At 49.6% G+C, this 19297-nt stretch carries 14 protein-coding genes; 4 read left to right on the top strand and 10 right to left on the bottom strand.

Going from position 1 to position 19297, the window contains the following annotated elements; translation table 11 throughout:
- Positions 1 to 197: 197 nt before the first annotated feature.
- The gene (locus EKM70_RS01585) at positions 198 to 1838 is read right to left on the bottom strand and encodes a peptide ABC transporter substrate-binding protein (RefSeq protein WP_125544626.1); all 1641 of its coding nucleotides are present in this window, start codon (positions 1836 to 1838) and stop codon (positions 198 to 200) included.
- A gap of 400 nt (positions 1839 to 2238) precedes the next feature.
- Here EKM70_RS01585 and EKM70_RS01580 point away from each other — a divergent pair, with 400 nt between their 5' ends.
- Positions 2239 to 4488 carry a glycoside hydrolase family 3 C-terminal domain-containing protein gene (locus EKM70_RS01580; protein ID WP_125544624.1) on the top strand — a complete coding sequence of 750 codons (2250 nt, stop codon included), beginning with the start codon at positions 2239 to 2241 and terminating at the stop codon, positions 4486 to 4488.
- Between the two features lie 53 nt (positions 4489 to 4541).
- Here the strand turns inward: EKM70_RS01580 and EKM70_RS01575 are convergent, their stop codons facing one another.
- From EKM70_RS01575 to EKM70_RS01555, 5 genes are all read right to left on the bottom strand, one after another.
- Complete coding sequence (locus EKM70_RS01575; RefSeq protein WP_125544622.1) at positions 4542 to 4988, bottom strand: GNAT family N-acetyltransferase; 447 nt, start codon at positions 4986 to 4988, stop codon at positions 4542 to 4544.
- Positions 4989 to 5005: 17 nt separating this feature from the next.
- Positions 5006 to 5989 (bottom strand): choloylglycine hydrolase family protein, encoded by a 984-nt coding sequence (locus EKM70_RS01570; RefSeq protein ID WP_125544620.1) that lies wholly within the window; start codon positions 5987 to 5989, stop codon positions 5006 to 5008.
- A 558-nt stretch (positions 5990 to 6547) separates the two neighbouring features.
- Complete coding sequence (locus EKM70_RS01565) at positions 6548 to 9697, bottom strand: AAA family ATPase (RefSeq protein ID WP_125544618.1); 3150 nt, start codon at positions 9695 to 9697, stop codon at positions 6548 to 6550.
- A 3-nt stretch (positions 9698 to 9700) separates the two neighbouring features.
- Positions 9701 to 10831 carry an exonuclease SbcCD subunit D gene (locus EKM70_RS01560; protein WP_125544616.1) on the bottom strand — a complete coding sequence of 377 codons (1131 nt, stop codon included), beginning with the start codon at positions 10829 to 10831 and terminating at the stop codon, positions 9701 to 9703.
- Positions 10832 to 10847: 16 nt separating this feature from the next.
- The gene (locus EKM70_RS01555; protein WP_125544614.1) at positions 10848 to 11408 is read right to left on the bottom strand and encodes a DNA-3-methyladenine glycosylase I; all 561 of its coding nucleotides are present in this window, start codon (positions 11406 to 11408) and stop codon (positions 10848 to 10850) included.
- Positions 11409 to 11626: 218 nt separating this feature from the next.
- Between EKM70_RS01555 and EKM70_RS01550 the strand changes: the two genes are divergently transcribed.
- Together EKM70_RS01550 and EKM70_RS01545 are read left to right on the top strand one after the other, a co-directional pair.
- On the top strand, positions 11627 to 12553 hold the full coding sequence (locus EKM70_RS01550) for a matrixin family metalloprotease (protein ID WP_125544612.1): 927 nt from the start codon (positions 11627 to 11629) through the stop codon (positions 12551 to 12553).
- A gap of 265 nt (positions 12554 to 12818) precedes the next feature.
- Positions 12819 to 13775, top strand: a complete 957-nt coding sequence (locus EKM70_RS01545) for a GH25 family lysozyme (protein WP_125544610.1) — start codon at positions 12819 to 12821, stop codon at positions 13773 to 13775.
- 230 nt (positions 13776 to 14005) lie between these two features.
- Here EKM70_RS01545 and EKM70_RS01540 read toward each other — a convergent pair whose 3' ends face one another.
- The 4 genes from EKM70_RS01540 to EKM70_RS01525 form a co-directional block, all read right to left on the bottom strand.
- Positions 14006 to 15136 carry a glycosyl hydrolase family 8 gene (locus tag EKM70_RS01540; protein ID WP_125544608.1) on the bottom strand — a complete coding sequence of 377 codons (1131 nt, stop codon included), beginning with the start codon at positions 15134 to 15136 and terminating at the stop codon, positions 14006 to 14008.
- 176 nt (positions 15137 to 15312) lie between these two features.
- Positions 15313 to 15633 carry a carboxymuconolactone decarboxylase family protein gene (locus EKM70_RS01535; RefSeq protein WP_125544606.1) on the bottom strand — a complete coding sequence of 107 codons (321 nt, stop codon included), beginning with the start codon at positions 15631 to 15633 and terminating at the stop codon, positions 15313 to 15315.
- Between the two features lie 14 nt (positions 15634 to 15647).
- Positions 15648 to 16058: a cupin domain-containing protein gene (locus EKM70_RS01530; protein WP_125544604.1), complete on the bottom strand. Its 411-nt coding sequence runs from the start codon at positions 16056 to 16058 to the stop codon at positions 15648 to 15650.
- A 13-nt stretch (positions 16059 to 16071) separates the two neighbouring features.
- Positions 16072 to 16494 carry a MerR family transcriptional regulator gene (locus EKM70_RS01525; protein WP_125544603.1) on the bottom strand — a complete coding sequence of 141 codons (423 nt, stop codon included), beginning with the start codon at positions 16492 to 16494 and terminating at the stop codon, positions 16072 to 16074.
- Between the two features lie 558 nt (positions 16495 to 17052).
- On the opposite strand from EKM70_RS01525, the gene EKM70_RS01520 reads away from it, so the two are divergent.
- Positions 17053 to 19254 (top strand): KxYKxGKxW signal peptide domain-containing protein, encoded by a 2202-nt coding sequence (locus EKM70_RS01520; RefSeq protein WP_125544601.1) that lies wholly within the window; start codon positions 17053 to 17055, stop codon positions 19252 to 19254.
- The last annotated feature ends 43 nt before the right edge of the window (positions 19255 to 19297 follow it).

Genomic DNA, 19297 nt, shown 5'->3' with positions numbered 1-19297 from the left:
TCTAAAAATTCACTTGCGTTATGTCCTTAAAGAACAGTCAAAACATGGTGAAATCAACTTCACCAACTGTCATAGACCCGGCTAGTCACAGGTTCCCCATGATCAAGTAGAAACGACAGTCCTAGTCGGGGCACCTACTATCCCAGCCGGAGGAATTCCTGGCAGCCGCAGGTGATTAATTTAAACGCACCTAAATGCTATTTAACATAGGCGTACTTGTAACTCCACTGAGTCCCGGCAGTGTTGTGAATAACACCTTTGATCGAAGACCGTTGGAGATAGGCGTAATTAGCTTGATAGAGTGGCGTGAAGCTCTGCTCCTTGTTGATGAGCTTGGCCGCCTGGACCATGTCCTGCCAACGCGCCTCGTCGTTACCAGCGTCCTGGTTCTGCGCCTTGTCGATCAACGCATCATAGGTCTTATTGGACCATTTGCCGTAGTTCAAGGCATTCGAACTCGTTGGAATCTGCATGAAGGAAATCGGATCGTTGAAGTCAGCTCCCCAGTGAGAAAGGAAGAGGTCAAAGTCACCACTCGTGGACCGTGATTGGGCCACGGAAGCCGGGACGTTTTGAATCGTCAGGTTGAAACCTGACAGATTCTTCTCCAGCGTTCCCTTCAGATACTGAGTCACGGTGCTGGCAGCAACGTCATCGTTACCCGCCATAATACTCAACTTAACCTTCTTCAGACCCAGTTGCTTCAGACCAGCCGCCCACTTTTGCTTAGCAAGCGTTGGATTGTAGGTTGTGGTGTTCTTGACGACCTGTTGCTTGGCGAAGTCTTCCCCCGTCTTCGGGTCCTTAGCGAGTCCACTGGCCACAAACCCGGTCGGTGTCACGGAACCATCCCCCAGAACCTTCTTCGTCAATTGACTCCGATTGATGGATAACGCAATTGCCTGGCGAATATTCTGATTATTCATAATCCGCCGTTTCTCCTTATCGGCATCTTGGAAGTTGTACTTCAAATGAATCACGATGGAATAAGGATATTGTTTGAATTCCTTGTCGTTTTTATAATTCTTCACCTGTTCCGTCGAAAGCTGGGCGAAGTCGAGCTTCTTGTTCTGGTACAGGCTCAACCCCGTTTGTGGATTGGTAACTACCTGATAGCTAATCTTATTCAGCTTCACAACCTTCTTGTCCCAGTAATGGTTATTCTTAACGAATGACCAGGTATTGCCCGTTCCGCTCCAGTTGGTAATCTTGAACGGCCCACTGTACACCATGTACTCGGACTTAGTGGCATACTTCTTGCCGTATTTATTGACGACCTTTTCATTTTGTGGGGCAAATAAGGGGTAAGCCATTAGAATCTTAAAGTAGGCAATTGGCTTATCTAATTCAATCACCACGGTGTGCTTGTCCTTGGCACGAATCCCAATCTCACTGGGATCGGCCTTACCAGCAATAATCTTATCGCCGTTCTTAATTCCGGAGAACATCGTCGTATAGGAAGCCTTGGTGGCTGGCGTCAACGTCCGGCGCCAGGAATAGACGAAGTCCTGGGCCGTGATCGGGTCGCCATTACTCCACTCGGCGTTGTCTCTGATGTGGAACGTCCAGGTCTTCTTATCCTTAGACATCTTGGCAGAGTCCGCTAAACCGGGCGCAACCTTGCCGTTCTTACCCAATCGGTAGAAGCTTTCAAAGACGTTCCCAGTCTGCCCATAGCCGGTGGCTTTAGCTAAATCGATCGTGTCTAGTTGTGCCGTGGCTGGTAGCTTTAAGTCCTGTTGGGGCGTTGTTGATGATGCCGATTGTCCACAGGCAGCCAGACCCAATCCCATCGCGACTACTGCGGCAACTAATCCGATTCCGGTCCATTTTCTCATAACCTTAACGCTCCCTTTTCCTCAATATTTAGTGGTGTGCAATCCCTAAACTAGCAACAAAAAGCGGGTTCCCTCTCACAGTCAATCGTGAGAGGAAACCCGCTACAGTGACAACAATCGTTGTCGGTATGTAGGTCTACTGGTTTGCCTGGAAATCACGATTTAACCCAACACAAATAGTCATGTTACATTCGCAACATGCGTTGACCGTCATTTGAATGTGGCGTGTATTGGCTGACATCGTGGTTTCCTCCTTACTTTTAGTTATTAAATGGATTGCACAAATTTAAAGGTACGCTATTTGCCAGGCTTTGTCAAAAGAAACGGTTTCCTTACTAACATCACTTCCGGGAAAACGGTATACTGGTACTAATCGACAAAGTAGAAAGGATTTGAACGTATGGACATCGAACGCACGCTTGCTGAACTCACGTTACCCGAGAAGGCCGCACTGGTCTCTGGTAAGAACTTCTGGTACACCGCCGCCATTGACCGGCTGGGACTTCCCGCCCTCATGATGACGGATGGTCCTTCTGGACTCCGTAAGCAAAAACCGGGGGCCGACGCTGGTGACATCACGGATTCCGTGACAGCCATCACCTATCCCTCAGCCGCCCTCACGGCAAGCTCTTGGGATCAATCTCTCATGCAACGCCTCGGTGAGCACCTCGGTCAAGAGGCCCGCGCCGAACAGGTCAGCCTGTTATTAGGCCCCGGCGTTAACCTGAAACGGTCGCCACTAGGCGGTCGTAATTTCGAATACCTCTCCGAGGATCCTTTGGTGGCTGGCAAACTTGCTAGCGCCTACGTCCGTGGCGTTCAATCCCAACACGTTGGGGTTGCCGTTAAGCACTTTGCTGCCAATAACCGCGAAAATCAACGGTTCACGGCTTCTAGTGACATGTCACAACGAACACTCCGTGAACTCTATCTACGAACCTTTGAAATTATCGTGAAGGAAGCCCGTCCGGCCAGTATCATGACCTCTTATAACAAGGTTAATGGTGTGCTGAACTCCGAAAATCACCACCTGTTACGCGACATTCTAAGAGACGAATGGGGCTTCCACGGCGCCGTACTGTCTGACTGGGGAGCCGTTGCCAACCACGCACGGGCCTTACGGGCCAGCCTCGATCTCGAGATGCCTGGCAAAGGCCAAGCGTCAATTGATGAAATCATCCGGGCCATCGAAACCGGTGAACTTGACGAAGGAACCTTGAACAAGGCGGTTCGTCACATTCTCCACCTGATCGATGACTGGTCACCACAGACTACCGCTGGCGATTACGATCACCAGGCTCACCACGCCTTCGCGCGTGAAATTGCCGATGACAGCATCGTGCTGTTACGGAACCACGATGAAGAATTACCGTTGCACCCTGAGACGGCGGGTAAAGTTGTGGTCATTGGTGAACTCGCTGAAAATCCCCGTTACCAAGGCGCTGGTAGTTCACACGTCAATCCATCTCATTTGGTCACGCCTCTCGAAGCCCTTAAAAACACGGGACTGGATGCCACCTACTACCCAGGTTATCGTTTGGATCAGAGCGAGACCGACGACCACTTGGTTCAAGAAGCCTTGGCCGCTGCTAAGCAAGCCGATCACGTGATTATCTTCGCCGGCTATCCCGCTAGCGATGAATCCGAAGGCTTTGATAAGAACTCGCTGATGTTACCGGAAAACCAGACCGATCTGATTGGGAGCCTGGGACGGGTCAGTGACCACACCACCGTCGTTCTCCAAAATGGCTCTGCCGTTGAAATGCCATGGATTCACTCTGTCACCGCCGTCGTCGAAACTTACTTGGCTGGTGAAGCCGTGGGTGAAGCAACCTGGGATGTCTTAACCGGTCAGGTTAATCCATCTGGTCACTTGACCGAAACCTTCCCAATTCGTTTAACGGATACGCCAATGGCACCAACCTTTGGCCAGGATCCGCAACACGAATACTACACGGAAGGCATCTTCATTGGTTACCGCTATTATGATACCCACGAAATGCACGTCCTCTATCCGTTCGGCTATGGGCTCAGCTACACGGCCTTTGAACTCACCGATCTCGCGGTCGACCAGGATGAACACGGGGCTACCGTGACGTTCAACGTCACCAACACGGGGAAGGTTGCGGGGAAAGCTGTGCCACAACTCTACGTGGCTAACCACTCCTCACACGTGCCAATGCCTACCAAGGAACTGCGGGCCTTCACCAAGGTTGCCGTAGAACCTGGCGAGACCAAGGCAGTCACCCTCAAGCTCAGTCGCAAAGACTTCAGCTGGTGGTGCGACGGCAAGCACCGTTGGCAAGCGGACTCCGGAGACTACGAAATCATGGTGGGTCAATCCTCCCGGGATATTCGGCTCCAGACCAAACTGACCATGGACTTTAAGAACTCACCGGCCCCCGTTACTATGGAGACTTACCTGGCCACGATCGTTCGTGACCACAAGCTGTTGGACCAATTTAAGTCAACGGTTCTCAATCCACTTGGGGCTAACAATCCCCTCGGATTCAGTGATCAGCAAGACGACCATCCCCAACTAACGCAAAATTTGATGTTCCTCAACATGCCGTTACGTGCCCTGGTGGCCACCGGTGTGCCGGAAGCCTTGGTGGCTGACTTTATCAGTCTCGCCAACCAACGCAATTAACTTTTATCATAAAAAAATGGCGCTGACCAAGTGGTCGGCGCCATTTTTAGCTGTCATTTGATTGGCAAAATCATATCTAGATGAGGAATCCCAATGTCCAGGTAGACATCACTGATCGGTTGAAACCCGAAGGACTCGTAAAACTTCTGCAAGTAGGCCTGAGCCTGAATGATAATCCGGCCAGCATCAGGATACGTTGCCTTGCAAGCCGCGATGGCTTGGGCCACTAGTTCTCGCCCACTACCATTACCCCGATCGTCGGGCGCAACCACTACCCGACCGATTCGAACCTGGTCCTGCTCATCCATCAGACGCGCATATGATCGAATCTTCCCATCGGGTGCCTGGGTGAACAGGTGCTGAGCGGTTAGGTCCAGATCATCCACCTCTTGGTAGGCACAGGTTTGTTCCACCACGAAGACAGCCGTCCGCAACCGATAAATCTCAAAAAGTTCGGCCGTCGTTAATTCTTGAAAAGATTTTTGTTGAAAATTACTCATCTAGTCACCAGCTTTGTTTAGTTTAATTGGTTAATGTGAACTTGGTGATCCAGTGGATACTCAACCGGGGTATCCCACTCATTTAACATCTCGTCAGTCATCTTGACCCCTTGGAGTTCCAAATTATCATAGGGTTCCATGTAGTAAGCACGGTCATCCAAGGCCATATAGCCCCGGTACTGCGTATAGTCACTGGCACCGTCATCCTTGAGCTTAACCCCCTTAGGAATCGTCACGCTATCCATCAGATGTTGTAACAGATTCAACGTGGTTGGCGTGTCGGCGGTTGGCTCACTGTAGTGCTTATTAAAGACCGTCCGGACGAAGCGGGATGGTGACGTGTAATCTCCGGGCATCCCTAAGGCCCCCGTACCAGGACCTTGAGTAGCCAGTTCAAAGCCGGCATAATCATGCAATGGTCGTTGGCTTGCCACCAAGGTTCCGTAGGTACTTAGGTTCTGTAAGTGCCAACTCAATTGTGGCGAGTTAGCCATCACGCCGACTGGGTCATCGATAAGGTGTAAATCGTCACTTGTGGCTTCCAATACGGCGGTTTCCCCGGTGGGGTCACTGAAGATGAAGTGTAAGGGAGTCGTCAGGCCCAGCAAGGAGACTGGCACGTCCACGAGTTGAACTTCTTGAATCAATTCCCGCAGATCCGCCACGCTCTTGGCGTTTCCTAGAACCCAGGCGACTAAGTCATGGGGCGCGATGCCTAGTTTGTCGGCAGCAGCTTTCTTAACGTACTTGGCATACTCTGAGAAGTAGAGTGCTGCGGCACCCAGGCCAAATTCGTTGACACCATCAACGAAAATGTAATGTTTCAAGTCACGACCGGCACCCAGAAAACCATACTTTGTGGTAAACTCGCCGGCGTCACCTTGGAACTTCTGATTACGGGGCATAAAGACCGGTTGGCCGCCTAATTCAAACGCGAAGTCCATGGTCCGCGTCAAGAAATGATCACCTTGACTATTTTCATAGGTCAAACTAGTACACATCAAAATCATCCCGTTTCTAATATAATTATCCATTATTCTAACTCTAATCTAGATGTTATGCACGGATAATCGTTGATTATATAACTATTCTTTAAAAACAGGGACAAAGCGCACTATCACGCCGTTTAACGGTTTAAGCCACAAACGGTTATCCGGGGTGATCATGTTTGCTAAAAATTAAGTCACCGTTAGAAGTTCACCGGAAAAACCCGTCAAAATTAACGAATATCGTTGTCCCCCGATATCCATTTGACAGGTCATCAGGTATGCTTAGCCGTGAAAAGTGTTCCGGTTTGACCCCAACTACCCCCAAGGGGATTGTCCGGCCGGCTGCTTCGCTACCAGTGAAAACAACCCGGGTATGGCTTTCCATGCTGCTCAACCAACTTACCTGGCGAGATCGGCCTAGCCACGACAAGCGAGGACTTTGTTCCCGTCTAACGACCCGAGTTCCCCCTCCTTTTCTGGTAACAGCCCCGGTAGTTTGCGAAACACTTTTCATTAAAAAGAGCCACGGACAGCATCCGCGACTCTTTTTTGGTCTCTGCAGCCAAAACCCTAATCTTCGATTTGATAGGTGATCTGGCTTTCCCCGTTACCATTGCTGACAACTTGTAACTGGTTAGGTACCTGTTCTCGTAGCTCACTAACGTGACTGATAATCCCAATCATCCGGTTCTGACCTTCAACGCTCTCTAACGAACTCAGAGCCGTCATGAGGGCGTCCTCATCCAACGAGCCAAACCCTTCATCAATGAATAAGGCTTCGACATCGACACTCCCGGTGGTACGTTGAATGACCTCACCCAGAGCCAGTGCTAAGGCCAGCGCGGCGATAAAACTTTCCCCACCAGATAAGGTGTGGACGCTTCGCTGTTCCCCAACGTGGTCATCGTAGACGTTAATCTCCAAGCCAGATTTCTTCTTGAAGGTTGCTGGACTCTCATCAACCAAGAATTGGTAACGCCCATTGGTCAGTTGTTGGAGCCGTTGATTACCGACCAGTAGAATCTGTCGCAGATAGGTTTGCAAGACGTAACGCTCCAGGCCCAGCTTGCTATTGGGCCCATCCCCATTGGTTACCCCGACCAATTCATTGAGCGCCTGGGTCTTTTGAACCGCGGCGGCCTGTTGTGTCACCAGCTTCTTTAACTGTTTGACATAGCGATCGTTAGTCTGCCAGCGATCTGTCAATTGATGTTGCTGGTCTAGACGTTCATTGACCGTTTGCTGCGCAGCGGATAGCGCCTGCTGCGTCTGTTCCCGATTTGGTTGGGGCCGGTCCGCCACTCGCTTCTTCAGATCCGTCACGGTCGTCGCAACCTGAGCTTGTTGCTGTTGGAAATCGGTCAATTGCTGACGTAATCTCGGCAAGGTAGCCACCTGTGGCAAGAGATCGGCAATCTCGGTTTCGGTTAACGCCGTTAACTCGGGACCTTGCTTGGCAATCGCCGTTTGCAAATCGGCTTGGGCCGTCGTGAGCCGCTGTTTACTAGCGCCCTGTTCCTTGTTAGCTGCGTCTTGTTCAGCACTGGCTACGGTGACCGCTTTTGTCGCTGTCTCGACTGCTTGAACACTAGCCTCCCACTGCTTTTTATCAGCATCTAACTGTTGCTGTAAGTGTTGATTCTGCGCTTTAAACTCGGTCAAGGTTGCCGCATCTTCAGGCAAAGCCTCACGCTGCGTGGTCAGTTGGACATCCAAGTGATCAGCTGCCGTGGCCTTGTCCTGGCGATCTTGTTGCGCATCCTTAACCAGTTGGTCTAACTTTTCTGCATCCTGCTTTAACCGTGCAACCTGTGTTTGCGCCTGCTTGACGGCCGCCAGGGCCTGTTTGTTCTTGGTAACAGCCGTTTGGTAGGCGGCGACCAGATCAGCCACCCGCTTTTGACAGTCATCAAAGCTGGCAACCTCATGATCGGTTGTCGACACTGCCGTAACCAACTTGGCCACATCTGCTTCACGATTCTGTTGCTGATCAGCCAACGTGGCGACTAGCGCCTTGAGTTCGGTGTCCAGTCGGGTGGCCTGTGTATGACGCTCTTCGGCACGTTGCCGGGCATCCTTCACTTCTGCCTCAGTCACCGCAGAATCGGCCACTACCACTGGATGGGGGTGCTCCACGGACCCACAGACGGGACAGGGCCGTCCTGGCTTGAGTTGGGCGGCTAATTGTGCAATCTGATGTTCCAGGAGTTCTTGATTCAGCTCTTCGAATTGGGCTTGGCTTTTCTCATAATCATGCTGTGCCTGATCTAAACGCGATTTGGCTGTGGCCAGTTTTTTCTCGGTCGTTGCGATCTGTCGGTCGGCGTCTTGAACACTTTGAACTTGCCGTTGCCACTCATTTAATTCAGTTTCACGTTGGTTAAGTCGCTGCTGTTCCTGGTAGTGATCGGCCTGAGTCTCCGTGATCGCCACCTGTTGTTTAAGTTGTGCTTGATTCTCTTGCCTGTTTTTAGTCAGTTTGGTCTCAGTCGTCTTGGCCTGTGCACTAGCCACCTGAGCGGCCTGTAAGCGTTGCATGAGGTCGGCAACCTTTTCGTAAATTGGCATCATCTTGGCTCGGGCTGTCAGCTCAGCCTGGGTGGCCGTCAGACGCGTTTCAATTTTGGCTGCGGCCTTGTGGTCTGCTTGCGCCTGTTCGAGGCCCGTCTTCTTTGCTTTGAGTGCATGACTAGTCTGCGCCACCGCTGCCGTTCGTTGGGCAAGATCGCGCTGAGCACTAGTCCGCGTGGTCCACTGGGGCTGAATAGCCTGAACGCGCTCCAATTGTTGGCTGGCCGCTCGCTGAATCTGCCTGTCTGGCTCTTGTGCTTTCAATTCCTGCTGTCGCCGCAACTGCTTTTTTAGTTGCTTTTGGTCTGCCAACAACTGTTCCTCACGCGTATCCTGTTGGGTCAATGCCGTGACTTGCTTGTTGGCAACTGCTACCTGGTCTTTAGCGGTTACTTCCGCTTTCTGGGTGGCCGCCTGCTGGTCGGCCATTAATGTCAGCACCGTCTCTGTTTGTTTCTGAGCGATGGCAGTCTCCGCCGCTTCTTGATTCTCCGGTGTCCAAATCAGACTGGACTGCACCTGTTCACGGTCCCGGTCGGTTTCTTTATCCTTATCCTGTTCGGATCGCAATTGGGCCTTGAGTTGATCCGTCCACAAACCAAAGATTTCCGTGTTAAAGAGTTGTTCCAACACGGCTGCCTTTTCGTCACTGGGGGCAATCAGGAACTGACGGAACTTGCCTTGCGGGAGTAAGACAATCTGTGCGAACTGTTTGCCATCCATCTGAAGAAGATCTTGTAAGAATGAACGAACCTGGTTGGCCTTAGTCAGTTGCTGCGTCTCTACGCCGTCCTCAAAAACCGTCAGTTCCACACTGGCTGGCGCATTAGTAACGCCCGTACCCCGTTTTTTCTTCAGCGTTTGCGCCGGCTCGCGAATGATCTGATAGTGGCGATCACGATGGCTAAAAGTGAAGGTCACGCGGGTATGGTCTTCGGTCGTGGCAAAGTCCGACCGCATCGCCGCTGGCTCACGATCGACTCCAGATGATTGATCAAAGAGTGCGTAACACATGCCATCAAAAATGGTGGTCTTCCCACTCCCCGTCTTCCCACTAATTAAGAAGAGTGGATTGTCGAATTTTTGAAAATCAATTTCTTCGTCACGATAGGGGCCGAAGTATTGTAGATGTAAAGTTAATGGACGCATGGCTTACCCCTCCTCTTTCTGAGCGCGTTGATAGGCTTGCTTAGCCCACGCCTCTTGTTGATCCGTCAATGGATGCTTGGTAACGGTCTCGAAGAAATCTCCCAATAAAGTTAAAGGATCTTGCCGCACTTGATCGATGTTGAGGGCTTTGGGGGCGACGTCAATTTGATTAATTCGGTGTAACTCAACCACTTTAGGAAAACGCGTTTTGAGCCGTTGCATCACATTGGCAATCGGGGTCGTATCGGTCAGCTCAATCGCAACAAAGTCCTCCGGCGTTACTGGGTACACTTTGTTCGGGTCCATCAAGTCTTCAAAGGAATCTCTTAATACCACGAGATCATGTAACGGTTTCAATGGTTTAAAGGTTACCGTCACGGGATCTGTGGCCGTATCAACGATCCAGACGCCCTTAGTATCCAACGACTCACTCGTTGAGAACTTCAGTGGCGAACCACTGTATTTCATTGTGGGCTCACTCTGTAAGGCTTCCTTACGGTGTAAGTGCCCCAAAGCCACGTAATCGAAATCACGCAAGAGATCCACTGGAACCGCGTTCAGGCCCCCAACTTGGACCTGTGTCTCCGAATCGGTATGGGTACTTCCGGCCGCGAAGAAGTGCGCAACCAGGACGTGCTTTAGTTGCGGATCAAAGGCCGCTACCATCTGGGCCACCACCTTCTGCATGGCTTGTGCCACCGTCCGCAGACTGTCATCTTCGAAATATTGGCGAGCCGCGAACGGTTCAAAATACGGCAATAAGAAGAATTGCGTACCGTCCATAACCACCGGTGTAAAGGCATCTTCTAGGCGTGTATTCAGGTAAAATGCGGTACTCTTGAACCAGTCACTCCCTTGACCCAATCGAACGCCAGAGTCATGATTACCGCTGATCGCGAGTAAGGGAAAATGTTCCTGCCGGTTTAGATCCACCAGCATATCATCCAACGCGGTCACCGCCTCTTCGCTGGGTAGTGCCCGGTCGTAGAGATCGCCCGCAATCACAACTGCATCAACTTTTTCAGCCTTGGCAATGGCCTTAATTTGACGGTAAGCATCTCGCTGTTCCGTTAAAAGGTCATAGCCATGAAGCTTCTTGCCAATATGCCAATCTGCTGTATGTAAAAAGCGCATTTATCTTAGTCCTTCCTTATTGTTTCTCTGGTGCCCAGTCACAAGTCAACTCGTGGTCATTGACGAGTCCCGCTGCCTCTAAAAAAGAATAGACGGTCGTCGGACCAACGAATTTAAATCCCTTTTTCTTCAGCTCACGCGCCACCAATTTTGATAAAGCCGTGGTGGCTGGCAGATCCGCCGTGGTGCGAATGGTATGTCGAATCGGCCGATTATCAACAAATGCCCACAACCAATTGGCAAAATCCGCTGGATCGTTCCAGGTCATGATAGCCCGCGCATTGGCCACGGTTGCCGTTAACTTACGCCGGTTACGAATAATAGCTGAATCGGTCAAAAGACGCTCGATATCGGCCGGCGTCATCGCCGCCACCTTAGCCAAATCATAATCATAGAACGCTATCTTGAAGGCCGCTCGTTTCTTAAGCACCGTCTGCCAGCTCAATCCAGCCTGATAGGTCTCTAAGCTAAGTAGCTCAAACAACTTTTGGGGATCATGCTCCGGTCGTCCCCACTCTTCATCATGATAGTCCTGCATTGCGGGTAAATCAGACACCCATGCACACCGCTTAACCACCGAAAAGCCCCCTTTTTTCTCGTTAAGTTTACTATACCAGATTTGCAAACAAAGTTCCCGAACATTTGTTCGGATAGGGACAATAGTTCATGCGACTAACCCCGGTATCATAGGGTTAACCCCGAAATCATTTGAGGCCTTCTTTGCTTGACCCGTTACGGGGAAAAGGCTATGCTATTGTAAACATGACGTTTTGGGGAATTGAGGAGGTCAAACTCATGCATCGAACACACCATTTAGGAATCCGTTCACTACTCGTGACTGCGGCCGCAGCGCTACTGATCACACCAGTGATCACGACCAGCACTGTGACGGCACACGCCGCCAGTGTGAATCCGTCGTCGGCAACTCTGAAGAAGTCCAAGAGTTACTACCGCAAGAATGCACGCAAGTTGGCTAAGCGTTATAAGCTAACCTACGATGCCCAATCAGCGCTGAAAAAGAATGGACGCGCCACGGTTTGGATCAAGACCAGTGACTCAAGTCTCAAGAGTAGCACGAAGATTGCAATGAACTATTGGAATAAAAAATTAGGGAAAAAAGAGTTCGTTCAGGGCTCCAAAAAACATCACACCCTGACACTCTCCATCTCGAAAGCTAAGCCGACTAAGTCCGATCAAAGTGACGCTTGGTGGACACCTGGCAAGAAGAAACTTCAGGTTCGGTGGTCCTACTACCGTGACGAGACGAAAAACATTGCCGTTTCTATGACTAACCAACTCAACGATGCCTTCTACAAGAAATATGCGAAGACGATTGAGGCCAAGGCAAAAGCTAATTTAGCTGCCAAGGGAATCACAACGAATGACGACAACTACCAGAGTCTCTTCAACAGTGAAGCCGCAGCAGTCGAAACTTCTCTGCCCGCTTACGACACCTTGAAGAAAGAAGTCAAGGGGGTCAACAGCGTCGCTAAAACCGGCCGCAAGTACGAATACGCCAGCACAGTGGCTCATGAGTTGGGTCACGTCTTGGGATTGAATCATTCCCCGAAAAAAGCTGATCTCATGTACTTTGAGAGTGGTAATAGCAACGTTTACAGCTACAAGAAGGTTAAGGCCGGCTTGTCTAAATACAATCCAATCACCAAAACCGATAAGAACCGGGCCAAGTTGGCGCTGAAAGTTTACGCCGCTGCCCACTAAATCTAAATTTCACTAAAGCGCGGCCGCGGACCGCGCTTTTTTCATGACCAAATGTCCAACTTTTACCGGTTGTTCACAATTAAGGGGTGCCCGGTTACTGACTGCTTACGCCATTTAGTCTGGGTCGCCAACCCGCGTTTACCCGCTCCCGCCACCCCGACCTTACAAGGTTGAAATCTAAATGTAATCAACTGTAAACCTGCGGTAACCTTCCAGCCGGCCATACCGTGTACAATGAAGGCAAAGATTGAGGAGGAAGTATTTTATGTCTAATAAGTTACATAAATTGAGTGTTGGTATTGCCGCCTTCGCCGCTGTTCTTGCCGTGGGCGTTGGGCTCAGCACAACCAAGGCCGATGCCGCAGCCAAAAAAGTTGCTGACATCTCGCAATATCAAGGGAACATCAACTGGAAGAAAGCTTCTAAGGACTTGAAGTACGTGATTATCCGCGTCCAACACGGGAGTAAGGGTGACGCCGGTTACATGGTGGACAACAAGCGAAGCGTCAACGCTAGAGGGGCCCACAAGTATGGCGTGCCATTTGGTCAATATATGTTTGCTGAATTCACCAGTGTGAAGGATGCCGAGAAGGAAGCTAAAGACTTCTACAAGCGCAGTGACAAGAACACCAAGTTCTTTGCCTTGGATGAAGAAAAGCGGATGCCTTCTGCTAAGAATAAGGAACAAACCTACGTCAACGCCTGGTTAAAGACGATGCGTAAGTTAACCGATAAGCCTTTAATCATGTACGCCGGTGAATATTACGCCAACTACCACAAGTTGAACTTCAGTAAGTTCGATGGGGTTTGGATTGCCAAGTATAGCTCACACAAGCCTAAGGTTGCTCGCACATCCGTTGACCTCTGGCAATACACCAGTTCCGGTCGTGTTTCCGGGATCAGTGGCAACGTTGATTTGAACAAGGTCTTGGACAAGTCCACGGTCAACAAGTGGTTCACTGGTTCCATGAGCCACAAGGCCAAGCCTAGCTATTACAAGTCATTAGATAGCGCCAAGGGCGTCACCGTTAAGAAGCCAATCTACGAATACAAGTCCACGCTTTTCACTAAGAACAAGCGGGTCTCAAAGTCGCGGATCAAGGCTGGTAAGAAGCTAGCTGTTAAGGCCGTTGTCAAGAACTACAAGGGATCTTACCGTTACCAATTAACGAATGGTCACTACGTTACCTCACAAAAGAACTACGTGACCCCTTACAAATAAAGTGTTACTCCGACGATGATCGACTTTCGAGTTGACCATCGTTTTTTTTCATAAAAATAGACCGTGACAACTGCCCGGTCTGAGTCGTTAAACTTCTATTGCCGAAACGTGCGAAAAAAGGCAGTCAACTCCGCTTAACCCCGATAGTCAAATAATCCCAAGACCGGGATTATCCGACTATCGACGGTAATGCTCATTGACTAACCGCCTTTTTCGCACTCTTTCACACTCTATTGCAACACCGTGACCACCTGCAAGGTTGCCGAGAAGTAGTTGCGCTTTTCAATCTTCTTGGGTAACTGTTTAGCCGTACGTTTGGTTAAACTCTTGTAACCCATGGTCTTAGCGGCCACGTGTACCGGCGCGGTGAACGCAGTATTCACGTAGCTGTTGACGGCCCGGCCACTCACGGTGTACACCGCAGTGATCTTCTTTTTCTTATTGTAGAAGGCCAGCTGCTTCTTCAAGGCTTTCTTGGTGACACTGTCCTTACTAATCTTGTAACTCTGCGCTAAACGCCAAGGTACTCGGCAGGCATTATAACCGACCTGATTATCCGTCCCTGATTCAATCGTATAGGGCTTAACGGCCTTGAGCTTGATACTCTTCTTAGTCGCAAAGATAAAGTCGGGGAACAGTCCGGTCTTGTGGCGTGCACTGAGTTTCTTTACAGCCACTTGGCTTCGCTTGGCCACCTTGTTCCAGGCCTTATCCTTAGTATACTTGGCAAATGTCTTGAAGTAGCCCGTCATGAGGTCTGCCGTGCGGAGCTTGCTGACATCATAACTAGATGTCGCCCAGTTCCCCATGGTTGGCAGATAGGTTGTCTGGTTAATTTCCTTTTGCTTGATGGCCTTGATCAACGACTTGGCCGCCTTCTTATAATTGGTCTTGCGGCTCCCCCACTGCTTGTCGGCCAGGATGAGGGCATAGGCAATGTCCAAGTCACCATCGGTCGCACTGTTTTTCTGGGATCCCTTACTGGTCATCTTGCCGGATCGCTTGGTCTGTTGCCATTGCATCAGTGGCACCTTACTGGATACCCGATGAGCTCGGTAGTATTTGTAGAACTGGTTAAACGTAGTCTGGGTTTTAGCCCCCTTCTTAGCGGCCAAGACGGCCGACAACATCGCGTAACCTTGTCCTTCGGAGAGCGCCGTCGTCTTCCCCTGACCATTGTTACTCTTCACATACTTCTGAGATGAACCGGCCACGTAAGCCTTACGCCATTGCTGATACTGCGTTACCGCCGCACTGGTCTTAGCCTCGCCGCCTGTCGGCCGAATATTAGCTAGGCCCGCTACGAGACCCACCGCCAAGCCCAGTCCGATAATAGCCCCCATTAACCGCCGTTTACGCATACTTCCAGCTCCCTTTTTTCAAACTATTATGATCATCTATTTAGGTTTAATTATCCCGCAATCTGAACTATTTGTCGTCCAAATTAACCCAAGTCGGTCATTTTGACCTGACAACTGGGGAATTGGCAACCTAAAACGCCCGAGAACCTTTCCGTTCCCGGGCGTTGTTTGCTTTCTTAATCTGTAAAGACTTTTTTCGCAATCCCAAAGGCCGACCAAGCCTTTGGCCAACCCACGTAAAAGGACAAGTGAGTAATCACTTCGGCAATCTCATCCTTCGTAATCCCGTTTTGCTTGCCAATCTTTAAATGAGCGGGAAGCTGTTCGAAGTTCCCGGCGGAAATTAAGGCTGAGATGGTAATTAGACTTCGTTGGTGGGCAGAGAGCTGGTCTTCACGCGACCAAACCTCGCCAAATAACACATCATCATTGAGTTCTGCGAACTTAGGGGCAAAGTCACCCAAGTTATCGCGACCGGCTGTTTGTTTTTTTGCCATGAGATTCAGACCTCCTAATCTAAAGCGTTGTAATGCACATCATCGACGGGTTCCAACCATTCTGGGGTCCCGGCTGTGATGGCGATGTGACTGAACCAGCTATCCTTCGTCGCACCATGCCAGTGCTTAACGCCGTCTTTGGTAACCACAACATCCCCGGGATGTAAGCGCCGAGCAGGTTGACCGTCTTCTTGGTACCAACCTTCCCCACCGGTAACCAGTAGAATCTGGAAACCATTGTGATGAATGTGCCAGTTGTTTCGACAACCAGGTTCAAAGGTCACATTACCGACACCCACACTGACGTCGGGGTCACTCACTAAACCTTGTAAGTAGCTTTGGCCGGTAAAGAACTTTTGATAAGCCTCGTTCTTGTCACCTGCTGGAAAAATCACACCATTTTTAATTTCTTCATTTTTAGCCATTATTTTTTCTCCTTTATTTGTCGTTGAACTGTTGTAAATAATCATGGAAACTCTCGGAGTCGGCAATCGTGTGGGCCACCTTGCCGTCATACCAATCGATCTTCCGGCTGAGAACCTTGAGGTGCATCTGAAGCTCGGCAATATCGGCTTCCGCATCGTCCTTGGTCTTCTGTAGCATGTCACGCCGCTCAGCAATTGTGCTATCACCCTCGGCACGCAGTCGAACGTAACGTTTGAGATCGTTGAGACGCAGCCCGGTCCCTTTCAAATGCAGGATAAAACCAACCCACCGAATATCATCTTCCGTATAGTAACGAACCCCGTTCCCATCACGTTGAGCGATGATAAGCCCTTGATCCTCGTAGTAACGGAGCGTGTAGGTTGATAGGCCGACTAATTTTGAAAACTCCCCGATACGATACCGTTTTTCTGCCACAATGACCCCTCCTTGAATGCCTTACAAACCCTAGTAAACACCTTCGAGTGCACTTTAAGTCAAGACAAAAGCTAAAATATTTTTCGTCTTGCTGGTAACTGGGTAAGCTTCCAACACCTGATCTAGTTTTTCTAGTAACTTCGAAAAAATTCACTTAAGTACTCATAAAATGGGGACTTTACAAATACAATTGTCATAGATAAAGAAAATTAACAAACACACCGTAACCTATAGACGGCAATAATCATCACTTTAAGCGAATGACGCAATTAGTTAGAAATGTGGTCAGCTGGCGAGTTCGCTCCACAATTTTCATTTAAGTGTGCCGAGAGAAAAACCGCAACTAAGCTATTTCTCCCAGGTAAATCCGTTTAATCACTCAGAATTAAGAATAACCCATAAATTAGTTTTATCCCTTTATAATTAAACTTGAATTTGTTGTGAAAGGGTGTACAATGAAGCTGTAGAAAAGGTTGTCCACATTAACCAATGTGTGGTAAAAATAGTAACCAATGACTAGGGCGAAATAATTTCACAGCAATTGAGGAGGAAATTATCATGAGGAAGCAAATTAACGTTGAAACTAAGGAACACTTTAAGAGTTACAAGGCAGGTAAGAACTGGGTCTTCGCTTGTATCACTGTTGCAACCTTAGGCTTAGGCATGACTGGTATGAGCGTCACTGCTAATGCTGATACGACGCCAGCTACGCCAAAAGTTGAGGCTACAGATGAAAGCGATTCCACCTCTGAACAATCCAACCAAACCAGTTTGAAGACGACGACTGAGACTAAAGAAACAACGCCTGAAAATGACACTAAGACTAAAATCGAATCCAAAACTGAGCCCACGAAAAAAGATGTAACCAATCAACCTAAAGAAGACTCAGATACCACTAAGTCAGAGACACCGACTTCTATCACCGAGACACCAGAAGTAAAGAAGAACGTTCAAAATACGCCTAAAGTGCCAGTCACTCAACCAGACGACGTCAACGGAAAAACTACGCCTATTGAAAAAACAACTGAGGATGCCGTTCAGCCGATTCAATCCTTCTCTTCAGTTTTACCAACTTCGCAGTTATCTAGGAGTGCCTTATTGAAGACGACGACCTTGCCGGACATCATGGGTGTCGACGCTACCGAATGGATGCCAGATCCTGCCATGCGGGCATGGGCCATTAAATCAGCTGAGTTCTTCAACAAGGGAACTTACATCTCATCAAGTAACTTATTCCTCTATGTCTCCAGCATTTCTTCACTGTCTGACAATGATTACAATGGGGATTTACCGACTGACTTTACCGGTATTCAATATCTCACTAACTTAACTGGTTTCAGCCTCTCTAAGAAGGCTATCGCACCAGACCACATGATTGACTTCTCCTTTGCACCCAAGCTGACCACTCTGACACTGACCGTGCCAGAGGGTACGCCAATGCCCGCGCAGGACGCCAGCACTTTTATGCAGAAGTATCTGGGTCAGAATACCAATCTGAAGTATCTTTACATCAGAAAATACAATCTAACGGGAAATCTGCCAGATCTCTCGGCCTACACCCAGTTGATTAACGTTAACTTAGACAGCAATGCCTTGACTGGTAGCCTGACTGATCTCGGTAATATGCCAAGTGTCTTGTACCTGCAGTTTGGGAGTAACAAGCTCTCTGGCGCCTTCCCGGACCTTAGTCCATTCCCGAAGTTAGAATCACTCTACATCACCGACAATGATTTCAGTGGTAAGTTACCTGACCTATCCAGTTACACTAACCTAGACACTGTGATGATCGATGGTAACCACTTCACCACCAACTTTAATGATGACAATCTTTTAGGTGCTTGGACCTCCCACCAGACCGTTCAAGGTGGCACTTACAAGCTCTCTGAGCTCCCAAAACTGGCAACCTTTGATCCACTCACTAACGTTGTCTTCGGTTCACAGGACATCGCGGGCAACATTGACACCACCGCTAAATACACCACCATAAACGAAGATAGTTTACCACTGTACTTCTGGCGTAATCCCGACCCAGACAATCCATTAGGCTTCGTTTACAAAGCTAACGGAACGCCAATCCCAGCTAGAACCTACACGATTACCGTTGTCACAACTAACAACTTCGAGGCTGAAACAGATGTCACTTTCACAATCGTTGATGATGTCACCCCAGTCGATCCGGATCCAGATCCAACGACCGACCCTGGCAAGACTGATCCTACCGACCCAACCACGGATCCCAATACGACGGACCCAACCGACCCGACTACCAATCCTGACACCACGGACCCAACTGATCCAACTACGGATCCTAATACGACGGAGCCAACGACTGACCCTGGGTCCACGACCCCAACGAATCCAGTCACCCCAACGACGCCAATTACTGACGGCGACGGTGTCCCCGGTGACCAAGTGGTCACTGGTGGGGATGGTGACCAGATCGTTGAGCCTACTGTGCCAACCACTGACAAAGGCAACCACGTTGTAAGCATTACTGTTGGTGACAAGGCCAAGGGTGTCAAGACCACTGGCCACAAGACCATGACCAGCACAATTGTTAAGACTCATGGTCAGGCTGCTCACGTGGCTACCACCAAGTTAGCCGCCACCAAATTAGCCGCCACCAAGACTAACCACCAAAGTGAAACGACTTTACCACAGACCGGCGAACAGCAAAACACCGTCTCGGCCATTGTGGCCGGTGTTGCCGTGGCCTTATCTACCTTAGGCCTTGGCCTGAGTCGCAAGCGTCATGAATAAATAACTCTAGGTATTCAAAAACCCATCCGAGCACTGAACGTTA

Source organism: Levilactobacillus lindianensis (assembly GCF_003946095.1).
Taxonomy (GTDB): domain Bacteria; phylum Bacillota; class Bacilli; order Lactobacillales; family Lactobacillaceae; genus Levilactobacillus; species Levilactobacillus lindianensis.
This window is presented reverse-complemented; position numbering and strand designations above follow the sequence as displayed.